Genomic DNA, 18,155 nt, shown 5'->3' with positions numbered 1-18,155 from the left:
CCTACCTAGCGCTTACCTAGTGGCCGCAGGATCGACCTGCGCAATGATGCCGCCGCCCAGGCAGACATCGCCGTCATAGAGCACGGCGGACTGACCAGGGGTGACAGCCCACTGCGCTTCTGGAAAGTCCAGACGGAAGCCGGCATCCGTGGCCTGGGAAATCAGCGCAGGCGAATCGGGCTGACGGTAGCGGGTCTTGGAGCCGTAGGCCTTGCCCTCAGCCGGAGCATGGCCGGCCACCCAGCTGACCTGATCGGCCAGCAGGGCATGCGACTGAAGCAGCGGATGGTCATGGCCCTGCACCACGCGCAGAATGTTCTTGTCCATTTCCTTGCGCGCCACAAACCAGGGCGCATGGTCCCCCGCACCACGGGCGGCGCCCTTTTCCTTGACGCCGCCAATGCCCAGACCCGAACGCTGGCCCAGCGTGTAGAAGGACAGGCCCACATGCTTGCCCAGCTTGCGGTTGCGGTCGTCGAGGATAGGCCCCGGCTCCTTGCTGATGTAGCGGTTCAGGAAGTCGCGGAACGGGCGCTCGCCGATGAAGCAGATACCCGTCGAGTCCTTCTTCCTGGCATTGGGCAGGCCAATCTCTTCGGCAATGCGGCGCACCTCGGTCTTGTGCAGCTCGCCCACGGGAAACATGGCCTTGGACAGCTGGGACTGGTTCAGCCGGTGCAGGAAATAGCTCTGATCCTTGCTGTTGTCCAGGCCTTTGAGCAGCTCGAACAGCTGGGTGGACGGATTCTGGCGCACGCGTGCATAGTGGCCGGTGGCGATCTTCTCGGCACCCAGGCGCATGGCGTGGTCGAGGAAGGCCTTGAACTTGATCTCCGCATTGCACAGCACGTCCGGATTGGGCGTGCGACCGGCCTGGTACTCGCGCAGGAACTCGGCAAACACGCGATCCTTGTAGTCGGCGGCGAAGTTCACGTGCTCGATCTCGATGCCGATCACGTCGGCCACGGCCGCCGCATCGACAAAGTCGATATTCGACGAGCAGTACTCGCTGTCGTCGTCATCTTCCCAGTTCTTCATGAAGATGCCGACGACCTCATGGCCCTGCTGTTTGAGAAGATAGGCGGTGACGGCGGAATCCACACCGCCCGACAAACCCACCACGACACGCTGCTTGTTGCTCATAGGTATGCGATTATCCCAGCGCCCGTCAACTGCTGCGGGCGTGAGGATTTGCCATGGAACTGCGCCAGCTGCGCTACTTTGTACGAATTGTTGAACTGGGCTCCATGAGCCGGGCGGCGCTGGATCTGGACATGGTGCAATCGGCGCTGAGCCAGCAGATCAGCCGCCTGGAGTCGGAACTCTCGACCCGGCTGCTGCAGCGCACACCACGCGGAGTCATCCCCACCGAGGCCGGCCAGGCCTTTTTTCACCAGGCCCAACTGACCCTGCGCCATGCCCAGCAGGCCATACATGCGGCCCAGCAGGCGCGGCTGTCGGGCGCTGTCAGCATGGGACTGTCGCCCACGATTGCCAATGTGCTGGGCCTGCCGCTGATGCGAGCCATGCGCGAACGCTACCCCGATGTGAGGCTGCACATGGTGTCAGCCCTCTCGGGGCATCTGACGAGTCTTCTCAACGCCAGACAGCTGGATCTGGCTATCCTTTTCGATACTCAGAGCGCCCGGCGCTGGAGCGTGATGCCGCTGCTCGAAGAGCAGCTGTTTCTGATTCAGTCGCGCCAGCAACCGGTGGCGCCGCAGATTCGGCATGAAGTGCCCATCAGCCTGGAGCAGTTGCAGCAAGTGCCGCTGATCCTGCCCTCGGGCAGCCACGGCCTGCGCAGCTCCATCATGGCCTCGTTCACCAGCGCCGGTTTCCAATCGCAGATGGCCATGGAAATCGACTCGCTGTCCCTGCTGATGGAAGCGGTCGCTGCCGGCATGGGCGCCACAGTCCAGCCCTGGTCGGCCGTGGGCATGTACCGTGATGCTGCCGAGCGTTTTCAGTGGTCCCAAATCGCCGATGACTCGGTGCGGCGCAAAGCCGCGCTGTGCAGCCTGTCGGACGATGAGCTCTCGCCAGCAGCTCTTGCCGCCCGCATAGTGCTGATGGATTGCGCACGCCAGCTGGTGCATTCCGGAGTCTGGCGGGGAGCATCGCTGACGGAATGAGTCCTCATCTTCCGTGCAGAGGATGAATGCGAAGCTGGCCGGCCATAGGCGATGTCGGGAAATCAAGGCTCAGGCCTTACGTAATTTCCACAGCAACTTTGTTGCCATGTGAAGCTCATACCTCATGGCAAACCTAGATCTTCATTACAACATTGCTGTTGCGTCCCCTGGGTCGCATCTCGACATCCAACTTGCACCACGCCGACGACGCCAGCCTACAGCGGGTGCGAGTGCGCTTTTTTTAATATGAGCCTTGCCTCGTGCTGGATGTGGAGTGCGCTTCAGGACAGCCAGCCAAAACCAAGGTTCATTTATGACATCTCTCGATATTCAGCTGCTGCTGACCGCCCTGGTCAGCGTGCTGGTGCTGGTTGCATTGATCGTTTCACGCATCAAGCTGCACCCGTTGCTGGCTCTGCTCATAGTCTCGGTCGGCGTCGGCTTTGCCACCGGCATGGAGCCGGAAGCCATCGTCAAGCAGCTGACCAATGGCGCGGGCAAAACGCTGGGCGCCGTAGGCGTCGTGATCGCGCTGGGCGCCATGCTGGGCAAGATCCTGGCCGATGCAGGCATCACCGAGCAGATCGCCGAAGCCATTCTCAGGCACTCCTCCGATCGCATGATCCCCTGGGCCATGACCCTGGTGGCCTTCATCGTCGGCATCCCCATGTTCTTCGAGGTCGGCCTGGTGGTCATGCTGCCGCTGATCTTCAGCGTGGCGCGCAAGCTGGAAGGCCAGGCCCGCTTCAAGGGCTCGGCCTATGTCTACGTCGGCGTGCCCGTGATCTCGGCACTGGCGGCCATGCACGGCATGGTGCCGCCCCACCCCGGCCCCCTGACCGCCATCGCCACCCTCAAGACCACGGTCGGCCCGACCATGCTGTACGGCTTTCTGGCCGCCATTCCGGCCATGGTTCTCGGCGGCCCGCTCTACGGCGCCTTCATCGCCCCGCGCATGAGCACCAAGCCCGACCAGGCCTTGCTGGACCAGTTCACCATCACCGAGAAAGCCGCGGCCGGCCCTCAGCCCAGCATCGCCCTGGGCGTGCTGGCGGCCCTGCTGCCCGCCATTCTGATGCTGATCCATGCCGTCGCCGAGATGCTGCTGCCCAAGGATGCGGCAGCCATGCATGTGGCCAGCTTTCTGGGCAATCCCCTGATCGCCATGCTGCTGGGCGTGCTGTTCGCCATCGTGTCCCTGGTGATGGCCCGTGGCGGCGACACCGAAAAGCTGCGCGACGCGCTGGGCAAGAGCCTCAAGCCGATTGCCTCCATCATCATGATCATTGCCGGCGGCGGCGCCTTCCAGCAGATGCTGACCAGCGCCAAGGTCGGCGATGCCATCGTCCATCTGACCCAGCAGTTCGCCTTCCCGCCCCTGATCCTGGGCTGGCTGATCGCCATGCTGCTGTCCGTCTCCACCGGCTCGGCCACCGTGGGCATCGTGGGCGCTGCCGGCCTGCTCGCGCCGCTGGCGGGGGCTGACCCCAGCCTGAACCTGCCCCTGCTGGCCCTGTCCATCGGCTGCGGCTCGCTGTTCTTCAACTATGCCAACCATGCCGGCTTCTGGATGGTCAAGGAATCCTTCGGCATGACCATGGGCGAAGCCACCAAGACCATCTCGGTCGTGCAGTCCATCGTGGCCGTGGTGGGCCTGCTCATGGTGCTGCTCTTCAACGCGCTCGTCACCGTGCATTAAGGCTGGCCGGGGCTGCAGCGCAGCGGCCCTGGTGCCTCCCTCCGGGGTTGCAAGCCGTGGCGCATGACCGCATCGCGCCGGCTTCCGCCTGCGGCACAAGCAATACATCACGATTGGTGATACCCCCATCCCCTAGCCCCGCTGCACGAGTCAGGCGGTGCTCACTACAGTGGCGTTCAACTCCAATCTGACCCTGTCAGCCGCGCTCCGGCAGCGGAGATGACAGAGGACATTTCCCCACGTTGAACCGCTGCAGGCATCGACCCGTGGCAGCCCATCATGAAAACTGAAGCCTTTGACACCGATGTACTCGTCATCGGTGGTGGCAATGCCGCCCTGTGCGCCGCGCTAATGGCGCGCGAAGCCGGCAGCCGCGTGCTGCTGCTCGAATCCGCACCGCGCGAATGGCGCGGCGGCAACTCCGGCCACACCCGCAATCTGCGCTGCATGCACGACGCTCCCCAGGACGTGCTGGTCGAGGCCTATCCCGAAGAAGAGTACTGGCAGGACTTGCTCAAGGTCACGGGCGGCATCACCAACGAGCATCTGGCGCGCATGGTGATCCGGGCCTCCTCGACCTGCCGAAACTGGATGCGCAGGCATGGCGTGCACTTCCAGCCGCCGCTGTCGGGCGCGCTGCATGTGGCGCGCACCAATGCCTTCTTCATGGGCGGCGGCAAAGCGCTGGTGAACGCCTATTTCCGCAGCGCCGAAAAGCTGGGCGTGGAAATCCGCTACGAGTCCCCCGTGGACAAGCTCGAAATCGAGAATGGCCGGTTCCAGGCTGCCTGGGTCAAGACCAAGGATGGCAGCCAGCGCATCACGGCCAAAAGCTGCGTGCTGGCGGCGGGCGGCTTCGAGTCCAACCGCGAATGGCTGCGCGAGGCCTGGGGCCAGAACGAGCGCGGCGAATGGCCGGCCGACAACTTCATCATCCGCGGCACGGCCTTCAACCAGGGCGTACTGCTCAAGCATATGCTGCAAGAGCAGCAGGCCGACGGCCTGGGCGATCCCACACAAGCGCACATGGTGGCCATCGATGCCCGCGCCCCGCTGTACGACGGCGGCATATGCACGCGTATCGACTGCGTCTCGCTGGGCGTGGTGGTGAACCGCGATGCCCAGCGCTTCTATGACGAGGGCGAGGACTTCTGGCCCAAGCGCTATGCGATCTGGGGCCGTCTGGTAGCCCAGCAGCCCGGCCAGATCGCCTACTCCATCATCGACAGCAAGGCCATAGGCCGCTTCATGCCGCCGGTGTTCCCTGGCGTGAAGGCCGACGCCCTGCCCGAGCTGGCGCAGAAGCTGGGGCTGGACGTGGACACCTTCATGGCCACGCTCGACGCCTACAACAGCAGCTGCAAGGTCGGCCATTTCGACCATACCGCGCTGGACGACTGCCACACCGAAGGCCTGGCTCCGGCCAAGACGCACTGGGCACGCCCGCTCGATACCGGCCCTTACTACGCCTATGCGCTGCGCCCCGGCGTGACCTTCACCTATCTGGGCCTGAAGGTGGACGACACCTCCGCCGTGCGCTTCAAGGATCAACCCAGCCAGAACCTGTTCGTGGCCGGCGAAATGATGGCCGGCAATGTGCTGGGCAAGGGCTACACGGCTGGCGTGGGCATGTCGATAGGCACGGCCTTTGGCCGTATTGCCGGGCGCAATGCCGCTCTCGCGGCTGCAGGCAAACCCGCTATTCATGGCGCCGTAAAGGACTGAAATGAAACACCCCCTGAGCGGCTTCGCCGCTTCCCCCTCCCTCTTTGGGAGGGGGACAACGCCCTCGCTGCGGGGCGGCCCTTGCTCGGCGTCTCTGACTTGGAGCACGCCAGTTTCAAGTGCTGCGAATCACGCCCAACGTCATTGATACTGACATGCAAACCCTGAAATCCCTGCAAGAACTGGGCAAGGAAGCCCAGACCCTGGCCACCGGCAAGGTGATTCCCATCCTCCCCGCCCCAACGGAAACCGCTGCCGAGGGCGAAGTGGCGCGCGTGATGCAGATCTGCAATGCCTGCCGCTATTGCGAAGGTTTCTGCGCCGTGTTCCCGGCCATGACGCGCCGTCTGGAGTTCGGCAAGGCCGATGTGCATTACCTGGCCAATCTCTGCCACAACTGCGGCGCCTGCCTGCACGCCTGCCAGTACGCACCGCCGCACGAGTTCGGCATCAACATTCCCAAGGCCATGGCCGAAGTGCGCGGCCAGACCTATGCCGACTATGCCTGGCCACCCGCCATGGGCAGGCTGTACCAGAAGAACGGCCTGACCCTGTCCCTGGCACTGGTGGCCGGCCTCTTCCTGTTCCTGGCGCTGGCCGTCGCGGCGCAAGGCGGCATTGGCCAGCTGTGGAACGGCAATCTAGGCAACAACTTCTACAACCTGTTCCCGCACAATTTGCTGGTCGGCATCTTTGCGCCGGTGTTCCTGTTCGTGGTGTTTGCGCTGTCCATGGGCGTGCGCCGCTTCTGGAAGGATGTGAAGCCCGCCACCAGCAATGTGGATGTCAGCGGCCCGGCCGCTGCCGAAGCCACGCACGAAGTGCTGCGCCTGAAATACCTGGACGGCGGCCATGGCGACGGCTGCCACAACGAGGACGACGAGTACACGCTCAAGCGCCGCCGCTTCCACCACCTGACCTTCTACGGCTTCATGCTGTGCTTTGCAGCCACGGGCCTGGCCACGGTCTATCACTATGTCTTCGATCTGCCTGCGCCTTACGAGCTGCCCAGTCTGCCCAAGATTCTGGGCGCCCTGGGCGGCGTGAGCCTGATGATCGGCACGGCCGGCCTCTGGATGCTGAACCGCGCCCGTCACCCGCTGCATGGCGACGCCAGGCAAAAGCCCATGGACCTAGCCTTCATCGCCCTGCTGTTCCTGGTGGCTGCCAGCGGTCTGGCGCTATGGCTGGGCCGCGCCACGCCGGCGCTGGCACTGCTGCTGTGCCTGCACCTGGGCGCCGTGATTGCGCTGTTTGCCACCCTGCCCTACGGCAAGTTTGCCCACGGCGTGTTCCGCACGGCTGCGCTGCTGCGCCACAACACCGAAAAGCGCGAGCCCAGCCCCATCGGCCTGGGCGCCGATTGAGCCAAGCCCCATGACAGGCACGCCCGCCGTGCCTGCTCTCAGAAAAATCAGCCGGAATACCGGCATTCCTTTCCGACCAAGGAGACATCCCATGATGAACAAACGCCATTTCCTGCGCGCCACGGCCGTGGCCGCCTCTCTGCTGAGCCTGGGCTCGGCGGCACAGGCCGCTCCCGACTGGCTGCCCAACAAGCCCGTGACCCTGGTCGTGGGCTTTGCCGCAGGCGGCGCCGCCGACGCGGCGGCGCGCATGATTGCCAAGAAGCTGGGCGAAAACATCGGTCAGACCGTGGTGGTGGACAACAAGGGCGGCGCGGGCGGCAATATCGCCCACCAGTTCGTGGCCAAGGCGCCGACCGACGGCTCGGTGCTGCTGTTCGGATCCATCGGCCCTCTGACGATTGCGCCCCACATCATGAAGGTGGGCTACAACCCCTTCACCGACCTGGCACCCATCTCGGGCGGCGTGAACTTCCCCAATGTGCTGGTGGTGCACAAGGGCGCCGGCGTGAGGAACCTGGCCGAGTTCGTGGCCAAGGCCAAGAAGAGCCCCGGCAGCGTGGACTATGCCTCCACTGGCGCGGGCTCGGCCTCGCACCTGGCAGGCGAGTTGTTCAACCAGCGCGCCGGCGTGGAGATGGTTCACGTGCCCTACAAGGGCGGCGCACCGGCCCTGCAGGACCTGCTGGGCGAGCGCGTCACCTCCTACTTTGCCGCGCCCCCGACGGCCCTGCCGCATGTCGAGACCGGCAAGCTGATTCCGCTGGCCACCACGGGTCTGACGCGCCCCGCCTATATGCCCAATATCCCCACCGTGGCCGAAGCGGGCTTCCCCGGCTTCGAGGGGCTGAACTGGTATGCCTTCGTCGCCCCTGGCAAGACCCCCACGCCCGTGTTGGATCGCTGGAACCTGGAAATCGTCAAGGTGCTCATGGACCCCGGCGTGGCCGAGGCGCTCAAGGTCCACGGCCTGACGCCCCAGCCCACGACGCGGGCCGAGTTCGCGGCCTTCATGAAGAAGGAATACGAGCAATGGGGCAAGGTGGTCAAGGAACGCAAGATCACCCAGAACTGAAAGCGTGTTCACGATCTGAGAGCACAAACCCGCTCGCGCCGATGGCATAACGCATGAATTGGGCGCAGTCCAAGTCAGGGCGGCGAGCAAGGGCCTCGCTGGCCGCGCCGCTCCCGCAGCGAGAGAGGGCGCCGTGCAACGGGCGCCGTGCAACGGGCGCCGTGCCACGGGGGAAGCCGCGCGGCAGCTCAGACGGTGATGGGCTTTTTCTCCACGGGAGCCGCAAAGCCCACGCACAGACCGTTCCAGACATTGATGCAGCCGATGGCGTAGCTGAGCTCGACGATCTCGCGCTCGCTGAAGTAGGGGCGCAGGGCCTCGAAGTCCTGCTGCCCGGGATGGGCCTGGCTCAGCTGGGTGCAGCGCTCGGCCCAGTTCAGCGCGGCGCGCTCGCGCATCTCGAACAAGTCCACCTCACGCCAGACCACCACGCTGTTGATGCGCTGCAGGTCCTCGCCGCGCGACAGCAGCTCGCGCACATGCATGTCCACGCAGAAGGCGCAGCCGTTGATCTGCGAGACGCGCAGATAGACCAGCTCCAGCAGCTGCACACCGAGGCTGGAGCGCGCGATCTGGGCGTTGAGGCCGGCCTGAGCCTTGTAGAGCTCGGGAGCCAGCGCACGGAAGTCCAGGCGCGGCGTGGGGATGGCAATAGGGTTGGCGGTGGGGTTGGCGATGTCGGCCATGTGAATACTCCTTGAGGGACATTGCAGGCCCGCCCCTGCGGCCGGCCCATACCTCTTAGACGCGGCAGCGCTGCGGTTTGTGACAGGCCTCGTCATCCATCGCCTTGCCATCAATAAACATAGCTGCTATCACTCTTCATGAAACAAACTCAGCGATAAAACAATCTGAATTTGTTGACTGACTGGCGGTAACAGCTATTGTTTTCTTCGCCTTCTTCGACAGGCCCCGCCCATCAGGCAGCCGGCACCAGCACGCGGGTCAGCTTGTCCGGATTGCGCAGCGTGTAGATGCGCCGGATCAGTCCGTCCTCGACCAGCAGCGTCTGCACCGACTCCACCTGCCCGTCCACACAGCGCACCAGACCCGGCAGGCCGTTGACCCGCGCCAGATGCAGTGTCTGCTCCTGCCCGTCGCGGCGCAGACGCCGGGCCGTGGCGAAATACAGCAGCGCCAGGCGGCGCCCGGTCTCCAGCACGCGGCCAAAGGATGCCACCTTGCCGCCGCCGTCGCTGATCAGCGCGGCATCGGGCGCGAAGAGCGCCTGGATCTGCGCCAGATCGCCGCCCCGCGCAGCCTGGGCAAAGCGGCGTAACAGCTCGGCATGGGCTTGTGCGGGCGCCTCGAAGCGCGGCCGTCCGGCCTTCACATGGGCACGCGCGCGGTGCACCAGCTGGCGGCAGGCGGCCTCGCTGCGGCCCAGTGCCTGGGCCACTTCGGCGTAGTCGGCATCGAAGACCTCACGCAGCAAAAAGGCCGCGCGCTCCTCGGGCGTCAGTTGCTCCAGCACGAACAGCAGCGCCGTGGAGACATCGTGTGCCTGCTCCAGCAGCTCCTCGGCCGAGGGAGCGGCCTCGCTCCAGGGCTGGACCAGCGGCTCGGGAAGCCAGAAACCCGCATAGTGCTCGCGCTCCACGCGCAGGCGCCGCAGCCGGTCTATGGCCAGCCGCGTGGCCGTGGTCACCAGCCAGGCCTCGGGCTGGGCAATCGCGGCGCGCTCGCTGTCCTGCCAGCGCAGCCAGACATCCTGCACCAAATCCTCGGCCTCGGCCCGCTGGCCCAGCATGCGATAGGCCAGCCCGAACAGACGCGGGCGATTGCGCTCGAAATCCTGCAGTCCCGCATCGGCGGACGGCGCAGTGTGGGAAGTGGGGCTCACGTGATGTCTCCTGCAAATAGGCCAGGGCCAGCCACCCAGTGTGACAGGCACCAAGCCTTAGACGCAGAACGCACAGCTTTTGTGACAACGCAGCCAAAAACTGGCAGAGCCCAAGCCAGGGACGGCAAGCAAGGGCCTCGCCGGCCGCGCCGCCCCGCAGCGAGGCCGTCGTCCCCCTTGGGGGGAAGCGGCACAGCCGCTCAGGGGGGACCTCAGAACCCCACCGCGCACCCATCCTTGCGTGGATCGGAACCCGCGATGTAATGCTCGCCGTCGCGCAGCACCAGCTGGGCGCCGCCAAAGGCGAACACGCCGTGGCCGGTCTCGATGCTGACCTCGTGCCCGCGTGCGCGCAGCTGCTCAACCACGGCAGCATCGAAGGACGGCTCCACGGCCACTCCCTTGCCGCCGGTCACGCGCCAGCGCGGTGCATCGGCCGCAGCCTGCGGGTTCTGGCCGTAGCGCAGCACGCGCAGGGCCATCTGCAGATGGCCCTGGCTCTGCATTGGGCCGCCCATGACGCCGAACGCCATTTGCGGCGTGCCGTCGGCATGCATGGCAAAGGCCGGAATGATGGTGTGCGAGGGGCGCTTGCGCGGGCCGACCTGATTGGCATGACCGGCCTCGGTGGTAAAGCCGTGGCCGCGGTTCTGCAGGCTGATGCCCGTGCCCGGCACGACCACGCCCGAGCCGAAGCCCATGTAGTTGGACTGGATGAAGGAGACCATCATGCCGCTGGCATCGGCCGCCGCCAGGTAGACCGTGCCGCCGGGCCGGGGCGCGCCGCAGCCCGGTGCGCCGGCCAGCTTCGGGTCTATGAGACTGGCGCGTTCGCGCAGGTAGTCGCGGTCCAGCAGTTGGGCGGGAGTGACGCGCATATGGTCGAGGTCGGCGTTGTACTGGTGCAGGTCGGCAAAAGCCAGTTTCATGGCCTCGATCTGCAGATGCACGCTGTCCACGCCGTCGAGGTCTTGCTTGCCCACGCCCAGCTCGTCGAGCATGCCCAGCGCCATCAGCGCCGCAATGCCCTGGCCGTTGGGCGGAATCTCGTGGATAACCGAATCGCCGAACTTCTGCGACACCGTTCCCACCCAGTCGGCCTGGTGCGCGGCCAGGTCTTCCTCGCTCATCACACCGCCGCAGGCCCGCGAATGCTCGACCATCTTCCTGGCCAGTGCGCCGCGGTAAAAGGACTCGCCCATGGTCTCGGCAATCTCTTCCAGCGTGCGCGCATGGGCTTCGCTCCTGAACACCTCACCGGCCCGGGGAGCGCGGCCACCAGGCAGAAAGCACTCGGCAAAGCCGGGCTGGTCGCCCAGTTTCTTGCCGCCCAGCTCCCACAGCGTGCCAATCGTGGGCGAGACCGGGAAACCGTTGCGTGCATAGTCGATGGCGGGCCGGGCCACCTGCGTGAATGGCAGCTTGCCGAAGCGCTTGGACAGCGCCACCCAGGCCGACACGGCGCCGGGCACGGTCACGGCATTCCAGCCCTTTTCCGGAATGCCGCCCAGCTGGGCAAAGTAGTCGGGCGTCCAGCCCGCAGGCGAGCGGCCCGAGGCGTTGAGGCCGTGCAGCTCCTTGCCGTCCCAGACGATGGCAAAGCCGTCGCTGCCGATGCCGCAGCCCGTGGGCTCGACCACGGTCAGCGTCATCGCCGCAGCCAGTGCCGCATCCACGGCGTTGCCGCCAGCCAGCAGCATGGAGAGGCCAGCCTGCGCGGCCAGCGGCTGCGAAGTGCTGACCACATTGCGCCCCAGCACCGGCGAGCGGTTCGAAGCATAGGGAAGCGTCCAGTCCTTGATGAGGTTGGTCATATTTAAGTCCGATCAGTGATTCATGGGCGCCGCGCTTAACACTGACACGCCCCAGGCCAAAGGCATCGAGCAAGGGCCGCCTCACGGCAGGAAGCGCCTAGCCGAGGATGCCGTCCCCCGGCGCAGCCGCACAGGGGGTTGCATATGTCATTCCAAAGTAATGTTGTTGTCCCTGATGACCTTGGCCCAGCGCGCGCTGTCGACCTGCACCATGGCCGCGAACTGCGCGGGCGTCTGCGGCTTGGCGGGCTCCACGCCCTGCTTGGCCAGGCTGGCGATCACCTCGGGATTCTGGATGGCGCGGTTGAAGGCCTGGTTGATTCTTGCAACCAGCTCGGGCTTCATGCCGGCCGGGCCGTAGATGCCGAACCAGGTGACCGAGGAATAGCCTGGCAGGCCGGATTCGGCCACCGTGGGCAGATTCGGAGCCTGCGTGCTGCGCCTGTCGCCGGTCACGGCCAGGGCGCGCAGGCGGCCGCTGGCCACATGGGGCATGCCCGTGGGGATGGAATCGAACAGCAGATGCACCTGGCCTGCCGCCAGATCGGTGATCGACTGCGCCGTGCCCTTGTAGGGCACATGGGCGAGCTGGATACCGGCCTGCGCGGCAAAGGCGGCGGTGTTCAGGTGCACGATGGTGCCATTGCCGCTGGTGGCGTAGTTGAGCTTGCCGGGATTGGCCCTGGCATAGGCAATCAGCTCCTGCACGCTCTTGACCGGCAGCGAGGGCGTGACCAGCAGCACGCTGGCTGCATCCGCCGTGTGGGCGATGGGACTGAAATCCTTGTCCGCCTTGTAGGCCAGCCTGGGCATCAGATGCGGCGAGATGGCATGCGTGCTGCTGGTGGTGAACAGCAGGGTGTAGCCGTCGGCCGCCGCCTTGGCGGCCTCGGCTGTGCCTATGGTGCCGCCGGCGCCGGGCCGGTTGTCTATGACCAGTTGCTGGCCCAGCTCCTGCGATACCCGCTGCGCGATCACGCGTGCCACCAGATCGGTAGCGCCGCTGGCCGGAAACGGCACGATCACGCGCACCGGTCGGCCGGGCCAGGCGGCCTCGCCCTGGGCCAGGGCCGGAAAGGCCAGCAAACCACCGGCCACGGCCGCAGCGGCCTGAAGCCACTGGCGGCGCGTCGTTGAAACAGTAAACCGTGCCCGCATGGCAACTCCCACAGAAATGGAGGGCTGGCCGCTGCCTGGCGACCATCGAACGGGAGATCTTAGAAAACCGGGGCATTTGCCGCTATCGGCAAATTTGCAAGCCATCGTTGCCAAAACAGCAAACCTGGCACAATGGCGCTTTGCCGCCACCGCCTGCCATGCCCGAGTCCCGCCATTTGCTGCTGCAAGACACCGCGCTGCGCTACTTCCACGAAGTCGCGCAATGCGGATCGCTGAGTGAGGCTTCGGCAAGACTGCATGTGGCGGCCTCGGCCATCAGCCGCCAGATCGCGGCATTGGAGGCGCGCCTGGGCACGCCGCTGTTCGAGCGCCACCCGCGCGGCATGGTGCTCAACGCCGCCGGCGAGATCCTCGCCGATCATGCGCGCCGCGCGGGGCTGGACGCGGAGCGCGCGCTCGACGAGATCAAGGCCTTGCAAGGCCTGCGCAGCGGCAAGGTACGCATCGCCAGCTCCGATGCCTTCGCCAGCGAATTCCTGCCGCGCCTGTGCGCGGCCTTCCAGCGCGAGCACAGCGGCATCGTCTTCGAAGTGACGGTGCTTCCCACGCACGAGGTTTCCGGTGCCGTGCGTACCGGCACGGCCGACATAGGCCTGTGTTTCAGCCGGGCCCCCGAGCCCGGCATCGCCGTCGCCTGCCGCGTGGCCGCGCCCGTGCTGGCGCTGGTGGCATCCGGCCATGAACTGGCGCAGGAGCGCAGCGTGGCACTGGCAAGGCTGGTGCGCTATCCGCTGGCATTGACGCCGCCCAGCACGGCCGTGCGCCAGTTGCTGGATGCAGCCTGCAGCCGCCAGGGACTGATGCTGGCGCCGGCCCTGGAGAGCAATCACGGCAAGACGCTGCTGAACTTTGCGGCCCAGGGCACGGCGGTTGCCGTGGCCAGCGAAATCGCCGCCCGCGACATGGTGGCCACAGGCGCGCTCGTGGCCGTGGCGCTCAGCGACCGCGGCATGGATCTGCGCGATATCGAGGTTCAGACCCTGGCCGGCCGCACGCTGCCACATGCGGCACAGTCCTTTCTGGAACTTTTGCAGCTGCGCCTGCCCGCCGCCTGGTGAAAAGACGGCCGGAGACCTCGGCTCAATCCGCCTTGGGGCGCAGCACCAGCCAGAGCGACAGCGCAATCAGCCCGCCACCCATGGCATGAGCGATGGTCAAGGACTCATCGAGCAGGGCCCAGCCCCAGAGCACGGCAAACACGGGCACGATAAAGGTCACGGTCAGCGCCTTTTGCGGGCCTTCATCGGCAATCAGCCGGAAATACAGCACATAGGCCAGAGCCGTGCTCAGCAGGCCCAGCAGCGCCACATTGCCCCATGCCAGCAGCGGAGCGGCCTGCAGCCTGGCCAGCATGCCGGGCTCCAGCGCCATGTCGATGAGCAGCGCCGGTGTCAGCACCATCAGCGCACCGAGCTGGCTGATGAAAACGGCAGCGCGCGTGTCCACAGAGGCATTGGCACCCGCAAGCCTGAGCGTCAGATAGCTGGAAAACGCATAGCAGACCGTGGCCACAAAACAGGCCGCCATGCCGCCCAGCACGGCTGCGCCGAGATCCAGCGGCCCGGCCTGGGCCAGCACCGCCACACCGCCAATTCCGAGCAGCACGGCAGCCACACGCGCGGGCGTAATCGCCTCGGCAAACACCAGCGCTCCCACCACGGTAGCAACCAGTGGCGTGGTGGCATTGAAGATGGCGCTATAGCCCGATGGCAGCACCTGGGCCGCCAGCGCGTACATGAGAAAGGGGATGCCGGAATTGATGACACCCAGCCCCAGCAAGGGCCAAAGATAGCGTCCTGGCCTGGGCCGGTAGCCCATGGCAAACAACGCCGCGCCAAGGCCCAGCGCCGAAAACAGGCCGCGTCCCACGGCCGTGGGCACGGCCCCCAGATGGGGTACGGCCACGCGCATGAATAAAAAACTGCCGCCCCAGAGGGCGGCCAGTGTCATGAGTCGAATCAGGCTGGCTACAGACATACAGGGCATTGTGCACAGCCCCGGCCTGCACGCCTGTCACAACTGCCGAATGCCAATATCAGTGAATCTGCACCAGCACATCGTCCAGCGTGGCACCGGCCTCTTCAGGCACCGGGCGCGTGAGCTGCGGCACCTTGTAGATGCTGGCATCGGCATGAATGAGGCCTATGTCATAGCGCTGGCCGGCCAGATAATCGCCCACCGACTCCAGCACGATGGGGCTGCGGTGCAGATGCTCGGTGGCCTTGAGTTCGTCGAGCGAGAGCCAGACGCTGCGCACGATGCCGTCGTCCAGATGGCGCTGGGCATGGTGCATGCCCAGATCGCCCGTGAAGGCAAAGCGCAGATAGGTGATGTCCGAGCCCGTGCGCGTGCGCACAAAGCGGTTCATGTAGATGCCGACCAGGGCCGTGGGCGTGAAGCTGTAGGCCGTCTCTTCCATGACCTCGCGCACACAGGCATCGACAGGGCTTTCGGAAGGGTCGAGATGACCGGCCGGCGTGTTCAGACGCAGTCCATCCGCCGTTTGTTCTTCCACCAGCAAAAAACGGCCATCGCGTTCGATGATGGCCGAGACAGTCACATTGGGTTTCCAGCGATTGGGCATGGCCGGCATTATCCTTGTCCCGAACCGACGATGTGTCAGATAAATCCCACCATATAGAGCGCTCCTTCGCCGTAACTGGCCAAATGTTGCTGCTGCGCAGCATTTGTCACGGATTCGACCGCATAGCCTTGACGCTCCCAGTAAAGCCGCGAACCCTGCACCGAAACCAGTGCCGTGCGCTGCACGCCGCGCGCTCTGGCCTGCGCCTTCAGGACCTGGACCATGCGCCGCGCCAGGCCCTGGCCGGCTGCAGCCTCGGACACAGCCATATCGTGCAGATAGAGCACGCTGGCATCGTCATATTCGGCAAAGTCGCCGTTGAGCGGCGTGATGGCTCCGGGGCGCGACCAATAGGCTGCCAGATAGGCCACCAGCTCTCCGCCCTGCTCTGCCGCCCAGGAACAATGCCCGGCCGTCCGCAAACGGCGCACAAACACCTCGCGCGGCTCCGAAAAGTCCGCACCATAGCAATGCTGCTGTATGCGCATCACGGCATCCACATCGTCCGCGCCCAGCGCACGCAGCTGAATTGGCATCGACCCCGTCATCAAAAACTCTCAAATCAATAGCTGCCAGCGCTTATCAGTCAATGGCTGACGGCCAATTTCAATCAAAATCTGGCACATAGCTTAGCAAGCCGTTCATCTCGCAGCAGTCTGTAGGCGCTATCGCAATAGTAATGATTCTCAATTGGAAATGCATCGCCATCCTCCCTACCATTCATTCATCGCACAGGGAGAAACAGATGACACGCTTGATCAAGACATTGCGCCAGAACCAGCTCACGCTGACCAAGACCGCCAGCTACTACGTGATCCACATCACCGTCGCCGCCTGCGTCGCCTATGCCGTGACCGGCAATCTGATTGCCTCGCTGACGCTGAGCCTGCTCGAGCCAACGGTCCAGGCCTTTGCCTTCTTCTTCCATGAAAAAGTCTGGGAGCGCCGCCTGAAGAAACGCGAGCAACAAGCGCTTGCCGGACAGGCACTGAGCGCCTGAGAGCCGTCTATGAACACCGACCAGCCCACCACTTTTACGCAATGGCTGCTGCAGTCCCTGGCCATGCTGGGCGACTGCAACGGCCATCTTCATGATCTGTAGAAATCATGTGAACAAGCCTTTTGATAAGCCATGGGTAAATATTGAATATCCCAGACTCTTTGTGAGCTTCTGATCATTCACGCCAGAAAATCATCCGAGCCTGACTCTCCGGCATCAGAAAATACTGTGGATAAGTCATGCGGAAGATGCCAATTCGGACTCGCTCCCATGGGTTTGCGGCTATTTGCCAAACCGGGCCCAAGGCCAACAATGGCCGGGAATCCAAGGAGTTCCCATGCAGCTTGCAGACCGCCAGACATCCGCAGACCTCGCGCGCCACGACGAACAATGGCTAAGCGCCCACTGGATGCCGTTCACCGGCAACCGCAACTTCAAGGCCAGGCCCCGCATCATCACGGGCGCACAGGGCGCCTACTACAGCGATGCCGATGGCCGGCGCATTTTCGACGGCCTCTCGGGCCTGTGGTGCTCGGGTCTGGGCCATGGCCGCCGCGAGATCGCCGAGGCCATTGGTCAGGCCGCGCTGCAGCTCGATTACGCACCCGCCTTCCAGTTCGGCCACCCGGCCTCGTTCGCGCTGGCCAACCGCATCGTGGCGCTGATGCCCCAGGGGCTTGAGCATGTGTTCTTCACCGGCTCGGGCTCGGAAGCAGCCGACACCTCGCTGAAGATGGCGCGCGCCTACTGGCGCGCCAGGGGCCAGGGCACCAAGACCCGGCTGATCGGACGCGAGAAGGGCTATCACGGCGTGAACTTTGGCGGCATCTCGGTAGGCGGCATGGGGGGCAACCGCAAGATGTTCGGCCAAGGGGTCGAAGCCGACCATCTGCCGCACACCCAGCCGCCAGCAGGTTCGTTTTTCAAGGGCCAGCCCCAGACCGACGGGCGCGCCCTGGCAGACCGGCTGCTCGATCTGATCGCCCTGCATGACGCCAGCAATATCGCCGCCGTGATCGTGGAGCCCATGTCGGGCTCGGGCGGCGTGGTGATTCCGCCCGCCGGCTATCTGCAGCGTTTGCGCGAGATCTGCACCCAGCACGACATCCTGCTGATCTTCGACGAGGTCATCACGGGCTTTGGCCGCCTCGGAGCGATGACGGCGGCCGAAGCCTTTGGCGTGACGCCGGACATCATGAATATCGCCAAGCAGGTCAGCAACGGCGCCCAGCCGCTGGGAGCCTGCGTGGTCACGCCCGCCATCTATGAGCAGTTCATGGCGGCAGGAGGGCCGCAGTACATGCTGGAATTTGCCCACGGCTATACCTATTCGGCCCATCCCGTGGCCTGCGCGGCAGCCATTGCGGCACTGGATCTGCTGCAGCGCGAAGACGGCCCGGGCCGCGTGCGCGCACTGGCCCCCTTGTTCGAGCAGGCCGTGCACAGCCTCAAGGGCGCCAGGCATGTGCTGGACATCCGCAATATCGGCCTAGCGGCTGGCATCACGATCACCCCCCTGCCCGGCGAGCCCGCCAGACGCCCCTACGAGATCGCCATGAAATGCTGGGAGGCCGGCTTTTATGTGCGCTACGGCGGTGACACGATTCAGCTGGCGCCGCCCTTCATCAGCGAGCAGGCCGAGATCGAGCGGCTGATCAACGCACTGGGTGATGCGCTGCAGGCCACTGACTGAACTATCAAATCAGTAGCTTCAATCGCTTACCTATAAAGCGA

16 protein-coding genes are annotated in these 18,155 nt (G+C 65.0%); 8 read left to right on the top strand and 8 right to left on the bottom strand.

Features of this window, described 5'->3' with window-relative positions; all coding sequences use genetic code 11:
- Nucleotides 1-12: 12 nt before the first annotated feature.
- Nucleotides 13-1,143 carry a tRNA 2-thiouridine(34) synthase MnmA gene (mnmA, locus tag Cth01_RS12735; RefSeq protein ID WP_034350952.1) on the bottom strand — a complete coding sequence of 377 codons (1,131 nt, stop codon included), beginning with the start codon at nucleotides 1,141-1,143 and terminating at the stop codon, nucleotides 13-15.
- Nucleotides 1,144-1,196: 53 nt separating this feature from the next.
- On the opposite strand from mnmA, the gene Cth01_RS12730 reads away from it, so the two are divergent.
- The 5 genes from Cth01_RS12730 to Cth01_RS12710 all read left to right on the top strand — a co-directional run bounded on the left by Cth01_RS12730 (nucleotide 1,197) and on the right by Cth01_RS12710 (nucleotide 8,001).
- Nucleotides 1,197-2,135 (top strand): LysR family transcriptional regulator, encoded by a 939-nt coding sequence (locus Cth01_RS12730; protein ID WP_045839353.1) that lies wholly within the window; start codon nucleotides 1,197-1,199, stop codon nucleotides 2,133-2,135.
- 313 nt (nucleotides 2,136-2,448) lie between these two features.
- A complete protein-coding gene (locus Cth01_RS12725; RefSeq protein ID WP_045839352.1) occupies nucleotides 2,449-3,834 on the top strand; it encodes a GntP family permease in 1,386 nt (461 codons plus the stop codon).
- Nucleotides 3,835-4,113: 279 nt separating this feature from the next.
- A complete protein-coding gene (gene tcuA, locus Cth01_RS12720; protein ID WP_045839351.1) occupies nucleotides 4,114-5,559 on the top strand; it encodes an FAD-dependent tricarballylate dehydrogenase TcuA in 1,446 nt (481 codons plus the stop codon).
- A 155-nt stretch (nucleotides 5,560-5,714) separates the two neighbouring features.
- Nucleotides 5,715-6,926 carry a tricarballylate utilization 4Fe-4S protein TcuB gene (tcuB, locus tag Cth01_RS12715; protein ID WP_045839431.1) on the top strand — a complete coding sequence of 404 codons (1,212 nt, stop codon included), beginning with the start codon at nucleotides 5,715-5,717 and terminating at the stop codon, nucleotides 6,924-6,926.
- A 91-nt stretch (nucleotides 6,927-7,017) separates the two neighbouring features.
- On the top strand, nucleotides 7,018-8,001 hold the full coding sequence (locus Cth01_RS12710; protein WP_082085658.1) for a Bug family tripartite tricarboxylate transporter substrate binding protein: 984 nt from the start codon (nucleotides 7,018-7,020) through the stop codon (nucleotides 7,999-8,001).
- A gap of 188 nt (nucleotides 8,002-8,189) precedes the next feature.
- Here Cth01_RS12710 and Cth01_RS12705 read toward each other — a convergent pair whose 3' ends face one another.
- The 4 genes from Cth01_RS12705 to Cth01_RS12690 form a co-directional block, all read right to left on the bottom strand.
- The gene (locus Cth01_RS12705) at nucleotides 8,190-8,687 is read right to left on the bottom strand and encodes a carboxymuconolactone decarboxylase family protein (protein WP_045839350.1); all 498 of its coding nucleotides are present in this window, start codon (nucleotides 8,685-8,687) and stop codon (nucleotides 8,190-8,192) included.
- A gap of 233 nt (nucleotides 8,688-8,920) precedes the next feature.
- On the bottom strand, nucleotides 8,921-9,844 hold the full coding sequence (gene sigJ, locus Cth01_RS12700; protein WP_045839349.1) for an RNA polymerase sigma factor SigJ: 924 nt from the start codon (nucleotides 9,842-9,844) through the stop codon (nucleotides 8,921-8,923).
- Nucleotides 9,845-10,056: 212 nt separating this feature from the next.
- The gene (locus Cth01_RS12695) at nucleotides 10,057-11,658 is read right to left on the bottom strand and encodes a gamma-glutamyltransferase family protein (RefSeq protein WP_045839348.1); all 1,602 of its coding nucleotides are present in this window, start codon (nucleotides 11,656-11,658) and stop codon (nucleotides 10,057-10,059) included.
- A gap of 147 nt (nucleotides 11,659-11,805) precedes the next feature.
- Nucleotides 11,806-12,816, bottom strand: a complete 1,011-nt coding sequence (locus Cth01_RS12690; RefSeq protein ID WP_034350975.1) for a Bug family tripartite tricarboxylate transporter substrate binding protein — start codon at nucleotides 12,814-12,816, stop codon at nucleotides 11,806-11,808.
- Nucleotides 12,817-12,974: 158 nt separating this feature from the next.
- Here Cth01_RS12690 and Cth01_RS12685 point away from each other — a divergent pair, with 158 nt between their 5' ends.
- Nucleotides 12,975-13,895 carry a LysR family transcriptional regulator gene (locus Cth01_RS12685; RefSeq protein ID WP_034394441.1) on the top strand — a complete coding sequence of 307 codons (921 nt, stop codon included), beginning with the start codon at nucleotides 12,975-12,977 and terminating at the stop codon, nucleotides 13,893-13,895.
- A gap of 22 nt (nucleotides 13,896-13,917) precedes the next feature.
- Here Cth01_RS12685 and Cth01_RS12680 read toward each other — a convergent pair whose 3' ends face one another.
- From Cth01_RS12680 to Cth01_RS12670, 3 genes are read right to left on the bottom strand one after another with little or no spacing between them, the layout of a single operon-like run.
- Nucleotides 13,918-14,814 (bottom strand): DMT family transporter, encoded by an 897-nt coding sequence (locus tag Cth01_RS12680; protein WP_045839347.1) that lies wholly within the window; start codon nucleotides 14,812-14,814, stop codon nucleotides 13,918-13,920.
- A gap of 58 nt (nucleotides 14,815-14,872) precedes the next feature.
- Nucleotides 14,873-15,430 carry an NUDIX hydrolase gene (locus Cth01_RS12675; protein WP_003066904.1) on the bottom strand — a complete coding sequence of 186 codons (558 nt, stop codon included), beginning with the start codon at nucleotides 15,428-15,430 and terminating at the stop codon, nucleotides 14,873-14,875.
- Nucleotides 15,431-15,456: 26 nt separating this feature from the next.
- Entirely contained in the window at nucleotides 15,457-15,969 is a 513-nt protein-coding gene (locus Cth01_RS12670) for a GNAT family N-acetyltransferase (protein WP_034350978.1), read from the bottom strand.
- Between the two features lie 197 nt (nucleotides 15,970-16,166).
- On the opposite strand from Cth01_RS12670, the gene Cth01_RS12665 reads away from it, so the two are divergent.
- Both Cth01_RS12665 and aptA read left to right on the top strand, forming a co-directional pair.
- A complete protein-coding gene (locus Cth01_RS12665) occupies nucleotides 16,167-16,421 on the top strand; it encodes a DUF2061 domain-containing protein (RefSeq protein ID WP_003066898.1) in 255 nt (84 codons plus the stop codon).
- Nucleotides 16,422-16,758: 337 nt separating this feature from the next.
- Nucleotides 16,759-18,114: an omega-aminotransferase AptA gene (gene aptA, locus Cth01_RS12660; RefSeq protein ID WP_045839346.1), complete on the top strand. Its 1,356-nt coding sequence runs from the start codon at nucleotides 16,759-16,761 to the stop codon at nucleotides 18,112-18,114.
- The last annotated feature ends 41 nt before the right edge of the window (nucleotides 18,115-18,155 follow it).

Source organism: Comamonas thiooxydans, assembly GCF_000964545.1.
In the GTDB taxonomy this organism is placed as follows: Bacteria; Pseudomonadota; Gammaproteobacteria; order Burkholderiales; family Burkholderiaceae_C; genus Comamonas; species Comamonas thiooxydans.
This window is presented reverse-complemented; position numbering and strand designations above follow the sequence as displayed.

Coding starts and splice junctions, on each gene's coding strand:
- mnmA (WP_034350952.1), bottom strand. CDS start 1,143: ATGAGCAACAAGCAGCGTGTCGTGGTGGGTTTGTCGGGCGGTGTGGAT.
- Cth01_RS12730 (WP_045839353.1), top strand. CDS start 1,197: ATGGAACTGCGCCAGCTGCGCTACTTTGTACGAATTGTTGAACTGGGC.
- Cth01_RS12725 (WP_045839352.1), top strand. CDS start 2,449: ATGACATCTCTCGATATTCAGCTGCTGCTGACCGCCCTGGTCAGCGTG.
- tcuA (WP_045839351.1), top strand. CDS start 4,114: ATGAAAACTGAAGCCTTTGACACCGATGTACTCGTCATCGGTGGTGGC.
- tcuB (WP_045839431.1), top strand. CDS start 5,715: ATGCAAACCCTGAAATCCCTGCAAGAACTGGGCAAGGAAGCCCAGACC.
- Cth01_RS12710 (WP_082085658.1), top strand. CDS start 7,018: ATGATGAACAAACGCCATTTCCTGCGCGCCACGGCCGTGGCCGCCTCT.
- Cth01_RS12705 (WP_045839350.1), bottom strand. CDS start 8,687: ATGGCCGACATCGCCAACCCCACCGCCAACCCTATTGCCATCCCCACG.
- Cth01_RS12695 (WP_045839348.1), bottom strand. CDS start 11,658: ATGACCAACCTCATCAAGGACTGGACGCTTCCCTATGCTTCGAACCGC.
- Cth01_RS12690 (WP_034350975.1), bottom strand. CDS start 12,816: ATGCGGGCACGGTTTACTGTTTCAACGACGCGCCGCCAGTGGCTTCAG.
- Cth01_RS12685 (WP_034394441.1), top strand. CDS start 12,975: ATGCCCGAGTCCCGCCATTTGCTGCTGCAAGACACCGCGCTGCGCTAC.
- Cth01_RS12680 (WP_045839347.1), bottom strand. CDS start 14,814: ATGTCTGTAGCCAGCCTGATTCGACTCATGACACTGGCCGCCCTCTGG.
- Cth01_RS12675 (WP_003066904.1), bottom strand. CDS start 15,430: ATGCCGGCCATGCCCAATCGCTGGAAACCCAATGTGACTGTCTCGGCC.
- Cth01_RS12670 (WP_034350978.1), bottom strand. CDS start 15,969: ATGACGGGGTCGATGCCAATTCAGCTGCGTGCGCTGGGCGCGGACGAT.
- Cth01_RS12665 (WP_003066898.1), top strand. CDS start 16,167: ATGACACGCTTGATCAAGACATTGCGCCAGAACCAGCTCACGCTGACC.
- aptA (WP_045839346.1), top strand. CDS start 16,759: ATGCAGCTTGCAGACCGCCAGACATCCGCAGACCTCGCGCGCCACGAC.